This is a genomic window from Anaeromyxobacter oryzisoli (assembly GCF_022690765.1).
Classification (GTDB): Bacteria; Myxococcota; Myxococcia; order Myxococcales; family Anaeromyxobacteraceae; genus Anaeromyxobacter; species Anaeromyxobacter oryzisoli.
Genome location: NZ_JALCZA010000036.1, coordinates 39,329 through 49,531, shown reverse-complemented (window position 1 = coordinate 49,531; position 10,203 = coordinate 39,329). Strand labels below are relative to the sequence as shown.

The 10,203-nt window shown below is 77.4% G+C and carries 8 protein-coding genes and 1 pseudogene; 7 read left to right on the top strand and 2 right to left on the bottom strand.

All coding sequences use genetic code 11. The features are described from left to right. The 4 genes and pseudogenes from MNZ27_RS12960 to MNZ27_RS12945 form a co-directional block, all read left to right on the top strand. Window positions 1-3,319: pseudogene (locus MNZ27_RS12960) on the top strand (hypothetical protein); the annotation flags it as partial. Between the two features lie 10 nt (window positions 3,320-3,329). Then, on the top strand, window positions 3,330-3,869 hold the full coding sequence (locus tag MNZ27_RS12955; protein ID WP_242394497.1) for a hypothetical protein: 540 nt from the start codon (window positions 3,330-3,332) through the stop codon (window positions 3,867-3,869). A gap of 15 nt (window positions 3,870-3,884) precedes the next feature. Beyond that, window positions 3,885-4,583, top strand: a complete 699-nt coding sequence (gene queC, locus MNZ27_RS12950) for a 7-cyano-7-deazaguanine synthase QueC (RefSeq protein ID WP_242394496.1) — start codon at window positions 3,885-3,887, stop codon at window positions 4,581-4,583. Window positions 4,584-4,613: 30 nt separating this feature from the next. Next, window positions 4,614-4,895: a polyhydroxyalkanoic acid system family protein gene (locus MNZ27_RS12945; protein ID WP_242394495.1), complete on the top strand. Its 282-nt coding sequence runs from the start codon at window positions 4,614-4,616 to the stop codon at window positions 4,893-4,895. 293 nt (window positions 4,896-5,188) lie between these two features. Here the strand turns inward: MNZ27_RS12945 and MNZ27_RS12940 are convergent, their stop codons facing one another. Continuing rightward, window positions 5,189-5,452: a hypothetical protein gene (locus MNZ27_RS12940; protein ID WP_242394494.1), complete on the bottom strand. Its 264-nt coding sequence runs from the start codon at window positions 5,450-5,452 to the stop codon at window positions 5,189-5,191. Window positions 5,453-5,655: 203 nt separating this feature from the next. Here MNZ27_RS12940 and MNZ27_RS12935 point away from each other — a divergent pair, with 203 nt between their 5' ends. After that, window positions 5,656-6,006, top strand: coding sequence for a hypothetical protein (locus MNZ27_RS12935; RefSeq protein ID WP_242394493.1), 351 nt, complete (start codon window positions 5,656-5,658; stop codon window positions 6,004-6,006). A gap of 5 nt (window positions 6,007-6,011) precedes the next feature. Here the strand turns inward: MNZ27_RS12935 and MNZ27_RS12930 are convergent, their stop codons facing one another. Continuing rightward, window positions 6,012-7,460, bottom strand: coding sequence for a glycosyltransferase family protein (locus tag MNZ27_RS12930; protein ID WP_242394492.1), 1,449 nt, complete (start codon window positions 7,458-7,460; stop codon window positions 6,012-6,014). A 174-nt stretch (window positions 7,461-7,634) separates the two neighbouring features. Here MNZ27_RS12930 and MNZ27_RS12925 point away from each other — a divergent pair, with 174 nt between their 5' ends. Together MNZ27_RS12925 and MNZ27_RS12920 are read left to right on the top strand one after the other, a co-directional pair. Continuing rightward, complete coding sequence (locus MNZ27_RS12925) at window positions 7,635-8,285, top strand: M15 family metallopeptidase (protein ID WP_242394491.1); 651 nt, start codon at window positions 7,635-7,637, stop codon at window positions 8,283-8,285. Beyond that, entirely contained in the window at window positions 8,282-10,132 is a 1,851-nt protein-coding gene (locus MNZ27_RS12920) for an N-6 DNA methylase (protein WP_242394490.1), read from the top strand. The genes MNZ27_RS12925 and MNZ27_RS12920 overlap by 4 nt, the downstream gene beginning before the upstream one ends. The last annotated feature ends 71 nt before the right edge of the window (window positions 10,133-10,203 follow it).

The following is a 10,203-nucleotide window of genomic DNA, read 5'->3' as shown; positions in this document are numbered from 1 at the left end:
CGAGCTGGCCTCGGACGTGGAGGCGGCCCTCGAGCCGGTCGCCGCCCCGGCCGCGAGCGCGCCGGCGAGCGGGGGCGCGAGCCCTGCGCCCGCGCCCACCGATCTCCGCGAGGTCGCGCGCGCCGCCGCGGAGCGCGCCTTCGCGACCGACGATCCCGCCGCCCGCGCGGCCGCGCTCCTCGAGTCGGCCGAGACGCTCGTCCGCGCCGCGGCGCAGCCGGACGAGATCCGCGCCGTCCTCGAGCTGGCGTGCCAGGCTGACCCGGACGCCGCCGCGCCGTGGCAGGCCCTCGCGCGGCTCGAGACGTCCGCCGGGGATCCGGTCGCGGCCGCCCGCGCCCACCTCGCCGCCGCGCTTCGGACCGGCGCCGACGACTCCGCCGCGTCCGCCCTCGAGGCCGCGCGCCTCTTTGAGGCGGCCGAGCGCCACGGCGAGGCTGCCCGCGCCTACCGCATCGCCCTGCACGCGCGCCCGGGCTGCGTGCCCGAGGGCGCCGTCCTCGCCGAGGAGGCGTTCGCCGCGGGCGACGTGGACGCCGCCGCGCGCCACCTGTCCGCGATCCCGCTCGAGGAGCTGCCGGCGGAGGCCCGGGGCGCCCACGCGCGCAAGCTCGCCCGCGCGCTGGAGGCGGCCGGGCGCCCCGCGGACGCCGAGGCGGCCTGGATCCAGGTGCTCCGCGACCAGCCGGAGGACGCGGAGGCGTTCGATCGCGCGGCCGGGCTCGCCGCGAGCCGGGGCGCCATCGACGCGTGGCTCGATCTCGCCCGCGTCCACGAGCAGGCGCTCGCGGCGTGGGGCGACGACGCGCGCCGGCTCGCGCTCCGGTACGCGCGCGGCCGGCTCTTCGCCGATCACGATCAGGTCGAGGAGGCGCGCGGCGCCTACCTCGCCGCCCTCGAGCTCGATCCGACCCACGGCCCGACCCTCGAGGCGCTCGCGGAGCTCGACACGCGCCGCGAGGCCTGGGCCGCCGCCGCCGGCGCCCTCGCCGCCGCGGCGGACGGGGCCGCCGATCCGGCGGAGGCCGCCGCGCTCCACCTCCGCCGCGCACGGATCCTCTCCGAGCGGCTCGGCGACGACGTCACCGCCCGGGCCGCGCTCGACGCCGCGCTCGCGATCGCCCGCGCGAGCGCCGCCCCCGCCGGGCAGCGGACCGCGGCCGAGGCCGAGGCGCTCCTCGCGGAGCTCGACGCGCGCGCCGCCGGCGCCCCGGGGACCTCCGTCCCCGCCGCGGGGCCTGCGGCGGATCCGGCGGGGTCGGATCCGGTCGCCGCGGTGCTCCGGGGCCAAGCGGCCGCGGCCGCGGGCCTGGAGCGCGCCGAGCTGTTCGAGCGGCTCGCCGGCCACCTCGAGCGGGTTGGCGACCGCGGCGGCGCGGCCGACGCGCTCCTCGAGTCCCTCGAGGTGGACGCCGAGCGCGAGCTCACGTGGGCCTGGCTCCTCCGCCTCGCCGAGGGTGATCCGGCCCGGCTCGCCCGGGCCCACGCCCTTAAAAACCGGCTCGCGGCGCAGGTCCAGGCCGACGCCGCCCAGCACCAGGAGGCGCTCGCCGAGGCGCGGGCGATGATGGCGTCGAGGAGCGGGCCTCGGGCGTCGAGCGTCGGGCCCCGGGTTCCGACTACGAACGCGATCCCGAACGCGAACGCGAACCCGGCCTCGACCCGAACCCCGACCGCGACCCCGATCCGGACCCCGGCCCCGACCCAAACCCCGACCCCGACCCCTGCCCCGGCCCCGAGCCCGGCCCCCGCCCCGGCCCCCGCCCCGGCCCCCGCCCCGACCCCGACCTCGGGCCACGAGCCACGGGACGCGGGAGGCGGGTCACGGGCGCCGGGCACGGTGACGGGCACGGGCACGGCCGCTTCGCGTGCGACCGCGACGCCAGCCCCGCCCCCGACCCCGACCCCGCCGCCGCCCCCTCCCGACGCGGCCGCGCTCGGCCGGGCCCACATGCGCGCCGGCGAGTGGGAGGAGGCCCACGCCTGGCTCGCGCGCGCCCTCACGCAGGAGCCCGCCGAGCTCACCGTGGCGCGCGATCTCTGCCGCGTCGCGGAGAAGCTCCGCCGCTACGACGAGTACGTGCAGCTCGGCGAGGTCTGCGCCGATGCCATCGCCGCCTACGATCCCCTCGCGGCCGCCGCACGCTTCAAGCACTTCGCCGAGGTCCTCACGGCGAAGCTCGACCGCCCGCAGCAGGCGACGGTGATGCTCGAGAAGGCGCTCGCCCTCGTCCCGGAGGACGCCGACACGCGGCGGGCCCTGATCGCCGCCTGGGCCGGGCGGCCGGAGACCGCCGCGCGCGCCCTCGAGGCCGCCCTCGCCGCCGCGCGGACGGAGCCGTCCGACGGCGTCGCCCTCGCCGGCGCCGCCGCTGCGTGCGCGACCCTCGCCCGGGACGTGGGGTCCGCCGACGCCGCTCGCCTCGCCGAGCGCAGCCGGATCGTCGCCTCCCTCGCCGCGTACGTGGCGCCCGGGCGCGTCTCCCCCCCGGCGCCGGCGCGGCTCGCCCGGGCCGTCCCATCCGCGGCGCGGGTTCGGGCGGCGGCACCCGGGGCGACGGGTCCCCTCGCGCGCCTCCTGGCGCTGCTCTGCCCCTGGCTCGAGCCGCTCTTCCCGGCGGACCTCGGGCGGCGGGGCGCGACCCCCGCCGACCGGCTCGCCCCGCCGCGGGCGCCGGCGCTGCGGACGGCCCTCGAGGACGCCGCGCGCGCGCTCGCCACCCGGCCGCACGCGGTGCTCCTCACCGCGAAGCCCGGCGCCGAGGTGGCGGTCGAGAACACGCAGCCGCCCGCCGCGATCCTCTCCGCCGGCGTGGCGACGCTGCCCGAGCGCGCCCTCCCGTTCGTGGCGGCGCGCACCCTCGACCTCGTCCAGCACGGGTGGGCCCTCGCCGGGAAGTTCGCGCCGCGCGACCTCGCGATCCTGCTCGAGCTGGCCTGCCGCTTCGCGGGCGGCGCGCCGGCGTCCTCCGGGCTCCCGCCCCAGCGCGCCGCCGCCTTCCTCGGGCCCCTCGAGCAGCGCGTCCCGAGCTCGATCCGGAACGCCGCCCGCCGGCTCGGCGCCGCGGCCACCGCCGAGCTCGGCGCCGCCGATCCGCGCGAGCTCGCCGCCGCCCTCCGGCGCACCGCGAGCCGGGTCGCGCTCGTGTACGCCGGCGATCCGGGCGAGGCGCTCCGCGCCCTGGCGCGGCTCGAGCGCCCTGGCGAGGCGGGGGACCTCGACCCGGCGCAGGCGCTCGCGCTGCCGGACCTGCGGGACCTCGCCCTGTTCGCGCTCTCGGATCCGTTCCTCGAGCTGCGGCTCTCGGTGCTAGGGTGACGCCCCGCCGATGCCGCGCCCCGCTCGCCCAGCCCTCCTCGCGCTCGCCACCCTCTCCGCGTCCCTCGCGGCGTGCGGCGCCAGCGGGCGCGGCGATTGCCCGGGCGACACCATCGGCGTCTTCGACCTCGCCGGCACCCGGAACCTCGCGTCGGATCCCGCGGACCCGACCATCCCGGCCTGCCCGCCCGAGACCGGCTTCGACGAGGCGCCGATCGCGTTCTCGGGCACGCTGTCGTCGGACGCCGGGACGTCCGGCGCCGCGTTCTGTTCCGGGCGGGACCACGCGGAGACGCTCTTCGGCTCCCGCTCGGGCGACGCGGTCCACCTCGAGGCGACCACCTCCGGCGCGATCCTCGGCGGCTGCGGCACCTGCGCGGCCGAGCTGACCATCATCCTCGACGGCACCGTCCAGCGCGACTCCGCCGGCGCTGCGACGGGGTTCGGCGGCTCTTACATCGAGCGGATGCGCCGGATCGAGGGCGACTGCGGGACGTGCCCGCTCCCCTGCGACGCGCGCTACGACGTGACCGGCGCACCGGCGCCGTGATCTGGAGGACTCGGGATGGCGAAGGCGAAGCGCGCGGTGGTGCTCCTCTCGGGCGGTCTGGACTCGACGACCTGCCTCGCCATCGCGCGCGCGGAGGGGTTCGAGGTGCACTGCCTGTCGGTCGACTACGGCCAGCGGCACCGGGGTGAGCTCGCCCGCGCGCGGCGGGTGGCCCGGACCCTCGGCGCGGCGCAGCACCGGATCGTGAAGGTCGACCTCTCGGCGTTCGGCGGGTCGGCGCTCACCGACGCGAGGATCGCGGTCCCCAAGGACCGGAGCGAGCGGCGGATGGGCCAGGACATCCCCGTGACCTACGTGCCGGCCCGGAACACGGTGATGCTCGCCCTCGCCCTCGCCGACGCCGAGACCGTCGGCGCGGAGGACGTGTTCATCGGCGTGAACGCCGTGGACTACTCCGGCTACCCGGACTGCCGCCCGCCGTTCCTGCGCGCGTTCGAGCGGCTCGCGAAGGTGGCGACGAAGGCCGGCGTCGAGGGACGGCCCCTGCGGATCCGCGCCCCGCTCCTGAAGCTCTCGAAGGCCGGGATCATCCGCCTCGGCTCCGCGCTCGACGTGCCCTACCGGATGACGATGTCGTGCTACGACCCCGTCCGCGGCCGCGCCTGCGGCCGATGCGATGCATGCCGCCTGCGCCGCAAGGGATTTGCCGAGGCGGGGGTGGCGGACCCTACTCTGTACGCGAAGCAGCCCTGAGCAGCAGCCTTGATAGGAGACGAACGCCGGATGCCGCAGATCACGAGGAAGTACCCGGGGAAGAACGCCGCCGAGATCTACGAGAAGGTGGATCAGGTGATGGAGCGCATCGCCCAGAAGATGTCGCTCGACTACCACAAGGACGGCCCGGCGAAGACCGGGCAGGTCTCCAAGATGGGCGTCAGCGGGGCCTACGCCGTGAAGGACGAGGAGGTCACGATCGAGCTGAAGTTCCCGATGCTCGTCCCGGGCGCCATGCGCCAGAAGGTCCAGGAGGACATCGAGCGGAAGCTCGACGGGCTGTTTGGTTAGAGCGGGGAACCGTGACCTCGCGCGCTTCGCTTCGCGACCGCGCGCGAGCTCCCCGCGCGGAGGGGTGCGCCTCCCCAGCTTGCCAGGCCGCCTCGCCGTACCCGACCCCGAACGCGCACCCGGCTTCGCCGCCGCACGTAACCCGGATCCCCTCGCCCGCATCAACGCCCCTGACTGCTCCGCTCCCGCTCCGGAACGGGCCACGGAGAAGCCGGGACAGGGAACTCGGGACCCGGGGAACGGACAGGGATGACAGGTTCGCAGCCGGGTGCGGGTGCGGGCGAACGTTCCGATCAGTCCAGCCGGACGACGATCGCCCCGGCGCGCTCGTTCATGCGCTCCACCGCGGCGTAGATCGCCTGGAGCGGCGAGTCGCCCGAGCCGGTGACCGGCTTGAGCGCGGTCCGGCGCCTGTTCGCGGAGGGGCCGGCCACGATCCGCGCGCCGGCGCGCCCCTTCAGCGCGTCCGGCCAGACCCGGACCTGCATCCCGGCCCGGTACAGCGCGAGCAGGACTCGTCCCATCTCTGCCGCCACGCGTTCGTCGGCGTAGGTCATCGAAGATTCCGTCGTGCTGCCTGAGCGTTCGGTCCGGCGTCGAGCCATCGCGCGATCCTCCCGTGACCCGGCGCCGCGGTCGCTCGCAGACGATCGCATCCTAGCGAGAGCGTCTGACTCCGCCAGTTTCGTGCACCCGCCCGGGCAGGCGCCCGCGAGCGCCCTCCCCTTGCGACCCCCAAACCCCCCACTAGGTTTGAAGCATGTACGCCCGGTGGGCGAGCTTCGGCGTGGGGCTCGGGCTGGTCTTCGCACCGCTGCTGCTCGGCTATGGCGCGGTCGGCCCCATCCTCCACGACGTCGCGATGGGGCTGCTCGTGTGCATCGGCACGCTCGCGTCCTTCGAGTGGCCTCCCGCCCGGTTCGGCCTCGCGGTCCCCGCCGTGTGGCTGGCCTGGAGCGCGCGGACCACCGGCGATCGGGGCGCGTCCGTGGTCGAGGTCGTGAGCGGCGTGGCGCTCCTCCTGCTCGCCCTGTTCCCGAGCACGCGGCTCGCGCCGCCGCTGGCCCGCGACGCGGCGGGGCGGGCCGATCGCGCCGGCGCGCGGGCGTGACGCGGTCAGCGCCGAGCCAGGACGTCGAACTTCCCCTGCCGCTCCACGACCGCGAAGCCGCGGCGCTGCAGGTCGACGCTCGCCGGTCCCACCGCCACCGCACGGTTCACCCGCGAATCCTCGAGGACGCGTGTGATCTCCGCGGTGTCTTCCACATGGTGAAGCGGGACGTCGCGACCGACGCAGAAGTAGCCGCACGATCCCCACGGTCCGCCGACGACGAGGATTCCGCGCGTCGCTGGATCGCGGCCCAGCCGCGCCAGGGCGCGGAAGTCACGGCCCGAGGTGGGGCGGTCGGGCCCGGTGAAGGCGATGCTCCCGGCGAGGAGCGCCGCCACCGTCGCGCCGACTCGTGCTCGTCTCGTCTGGCACCTCGCCACGAGCCACGCCGCTCCCGGGGCGGCGGCCAGGGCGGCGAGGATCACGGCGGGGAAGAGGAACCGGTTCTCCTTGTGTGGCGTCGCGAGCAGGACGAGCACGTAGAGGACCGCTGCCACGGCCGGGAGCGGAAGGCGCCGCTCGCGAGCGGTGACGATCCACAGCCCCGGCCAGATCCAGAGCGCGAACCAGGCTCCCAGGGCCCACAGGTAGAACCCGACGGGCTGCGCGCCGAAGAACGTGCTCGCCTTGCCCGAGAGGACGTTGAACTGCAAGTAAGCGATGAGCGAGTGTAACGGCCTCCCCCACGTCGCCCAGTCGAGCACGCCGAGCGAGATCGCGACGGCCCCGCCGGAGGCGCACGTCCACCCGAGCGCCCGCCAGCGCCGCTTCGCGACCAGCCACGCGAGCGCGACCACCACGAAGACGGCCGAACCGTACCGCGCGACCACGGAGAGCCCGAGCATCGCGCCGGCCCACGTCCCGCTCCTTCGCCCGTCGCCGGGCCTGTCGAGCCGCTCGAACGCGACGACGAGGAAGGCGGCCGAGAAACTCTCCCCCATCGTGCGGCCGGCGAACAGGAGCACCGGCGCCTGGAGCGCGAAGAGGAGGAAGGCGCCTTTCGCGGAGGACGGCGTTTCCCGGCACCGGCGCTCCACGTACCGCCAGGCGGACATCATCGCGAGCAGGAGCACGGCCGCCTGTGGAACGGCCAGGACGGCGCGGCAGGCGATCGGGTGATCGATCCCGGCGGCGTGGGCGGCGCGCAGGAACGCCGCGAGCACGAACGGGATGGCCCAGTTCCGCAGCCCGACGTCCCACTCCCACGCACGGACTCCGTATCCGTGGACCCTGAAGAACGCCGGCTCGAGATATTGGTAGATCTCGTCCGGGTGCCAGCGGCCGAGCCGCACGAGCGCGAAGACCGCCGGGAGCGCTGCCGCGGCGACGACGAGCGCCCACGGGACGCGGCGCACCGGGCTCTGCGCCGACGGGTGCCGCGCCAGCGGTGCACCTTCGCCCGCGTCATCGCTGGCCGCCGGAGCGGGCTGCACGGATGGGAGCGGCGCGAGCATCGGGGCCAGGCCTATACACGGACCGTACCGGGGCAGGCAACGACGGCGCGCCGCCGATCGCGGGCCGACGCGAGCGCGACCCGGCCGGCCGCGACTCCGCGACGACGTCCGCGCCTCACGTCATTCCGCACGGCCCCCATCGCGTCGCGGATCCGCGTCGCGTACAATCTGCACGTGCCCGCGCTCCACGCGTTGCTGCCGGTCCTGCTCGCCGCCGCCCCGCCGGCGACCCCGCTCGTGGAGGTCCTGGCGGTGGTGCCGGACGCGGTGCCGGATCTCCGCTACGCGACGGCGGCGAACTTCCTGGGGCGCGCGGTGTACCCGCCGGACGCGCGCTGCCTCCTCCGCACCGACGTCGCCGCCCGCCTGGCCCGCGCCGCCGCCCGGGTGCGAGCGCGCGGGTTCCGGCTCCGGCTCTACGACTGCTACCGGCCGCTCGCGGTGCAGCGCGAGATGTGGCGCCTGGTCCCGCGCCCCGGGTTCGTCGCCGACCCGCGGTTCGGCTCGAACCACAACCGCGGCGCGGCCGTGGACGTCGGGCTCTCGACCCCGGACGGTCGCGAGGCCGAGCTGCCGACGCCGTTCGACGCGTTCGAGCCCCGCGCGCGGGCCGCCGCGAGCAGCGGGATCTCGCGCGCCGCCCGCGCGAACCGCGATCTCCTCCGCGCCGCGATGGAGGCGGAGGGGTTCCGGGTGAACCGGATGGAGTGGTGGCACTTCGACGGTCCCGGGGCGCGCCGCGCGCCGATCCTGGACGTGCCGCTGTCCGGGGCGATCCCGAGCGCGCGCTCGAGCGCGACCGCGCGCCGGGATCCTTCACCGTGACCGCCGCCGCGTCCCTCGCCCGCGCCCTCGCCGCGCTCGCTCCGCTCCCCCCGGAGGCCCAGCTCGCGGAGGCGGCGCGCTGGCTCGGCGGTGGTGCGAGCCGGGCGCTCGCCGGGCTCTCCCGCGGGTCGGAGCTCCGGCCCGGCGCCGGCGAGGTGGACGGCGCGCTCCTCGAGGCGATCTGCGCGCGCGCCCTCGCCGGCGCGCGCGGCGCGATCTTCACGCCCGACGCGGAGGCCCGGATCCTCGCCGCGTTCGGCCTGGCCCACGCCGCCGCCGGCCGGGGCGGTCCGCCCGCCGCCGCGGGGCTGGCCGCCCTCCTCTCCGGAGCCCGCGACGCCCGCCTCGCCGCCGCCCTCGACGGCCTCGCCGTCCTCGATCCCGCCTGCGGCGGCGGCGCGCTCCTCGCCGCGGCGGCGCGGCTCGCCCGGCTCCAGGGCGCCCGGCTCGCGCTCCACGGGATCGACGTCGCGCCCCTCGCCGCCCGCACCGCCCGGGCGCGCCTCGCGCTCCTCGACGCCGACGCGGCGATCGCCTGCGCCGACGCGCTCCGCGTCCCCTGGCCCGCCGCGGAGCTGGTCCTCGCCAACCCGCCCTTCCTCCGGCACGAGGCGATCCCCGCTGACGACAAGGCCGCCGCGGCGACCGCGAGCGGGCTCACCCGCCAGGCCGATCTCTCCGCGCACTTCGCCGCCCTGGCCCTCCGGCGCGCGCCGGTGGCGGCGCTGGTCTGGCCCCGGGCGCTGGACGTGTCGCGCTCCTCCGCCCCCGTCCTCGCCGACGCGCGGGCCCGCGGCGGCTTCGTCCTCCGCCTCCGGTCGCGGGCCGCAGGGAGCTTCGCGGCGTCGGTGGACACGGCGCTCGCGGTGTGGGCCGAAGGCGCGCGGGACGCCGCGCCCGCGGAGGCGGCGGTGCCGCTCGGCGCGCTCGGCGATGACGAGCTCGAGGCGATCGCGCGCGGCGGCGCGACCCCGCGCGTCCGCCGGAGCCGGGGCGCGGCGGAGGCGCCGCGCGAGGCGATCACCGTCGCGGACGTGTGCGAGGTCCGGTTCGGGACCAAGACCGGCTGCAACGCGTTCTTCCACCTCGCGCCGCTCGGCGGCGGCCGCTTCGCCTCGGCGCTCGCGGGCGAGGTGGCCCTCGGCGACGCCGACGTGGTGCCGCTCCTCGCGAGCCTGAAGGAGGCGCGGGCCCCCGAGGAGGCGGCGCCGGGCAAGGTGCTCTTCCGACCCGCGCGGACGAGCGCCGCGAGCCGGGCCTACGTCCGGCTCGGCGAGGCGCTCGGCGTCCAACGGCGGCCGACCTGCGCCGGCCGCGCACCGTGGTGGCGGCTCGTTCCGGGGCGCGGCCCCGCGCCGGTGCTCTACCCGGCGAAGCTCGGGGCGCGCGCCTTCGCGTTCCTGAACGAGGCGGGGCTGTGGGAGGACAAGAAGTGGCACGCCCTCTTCCCGGGCCCGGCCGTCCCTGCGTGGCAGCTCGCGCTCGTGCTCTCCGCCACCCCCGTCCGCCTCGCCATCGACGCGGGGGCGCGCCAGCTCACCGGCGCCCAGGCGATCGCCGACGTGGACTGCCGGGTGCTCGCCGCGGCCCCGTTCCCGAGACCCGCGGCGCTCGCCGGCGTCGCGCGCCCGCTCGCGGCGCTCCGGGGCGCGCTCGCGCGGGATCCGGTGACCACGGCGCTCCGGGCGATGCTCGCGCGGCCCGCCCAGCGCGAGCTCGACCTCGTCGTCGGTCGCGCCCTCGGGCTCTCCGCCGCCGCGGTCGAGCGCGAGCGTCGCGCCCTCGTGGCCCGGGTCGAGGCGCGGCTCGAGCACGCGGCGGCGATCCGCCAGACCCTTGCGGGATAGCTCCTCCCGACCGAGAGTAATTTTCCCGCCGAAAACTTCTCTCGGTCAGGCCGGAGCGCAGGGCCGGGTGA

Bases quoted from the DNA above. Each gene is read 5' to 3' on its own strand.
- MNZ27_RS12955 (WP_242394497.1), top strand. From the start codon at position 3,330: ATGCCGCGCCCCGCTCGCCCAGCCCTCCTCGCGCTCGCCACCCTCTCC.
- queC (WP_242394496.1), top strand. From the start codon at position 3,885: ATGGCGAAGGCGAAGCGCGCGGTGGTGCTCCTCTCGGGCGGTCTGGAC.
- MNZ27_RS12945 (WP_242394495.1), top strand. From the start codon at position 4,614: ATGCCGCAGATCACGAGGAAGTACCCGGGGAAGAACGCCGCCGAGATC.
- MNZ27_RS12940 (WP_242394494.1), bottom strand. From the start codon at position 5,452: ATGACCTACGCCGACGAACGCGTGGCGGCAGAGATGGGACGAGTCCTG.
- MNZ27_RS12935 (WP_242394493.1), top strand. From the start codon at position 5,656: ATGTACGCCCGGTGGGCGAGCTTCGGCGTGGGGCTCGGGCTGGTCTTC.
- MNZ27_RS12930 (WP_242394492.1), bottom strand. From the start codon at position 7,460: ATGCTCGCGCCGCTCCCATCCGTGCAGCCCGCTCCGGCGGCCAGCGAT.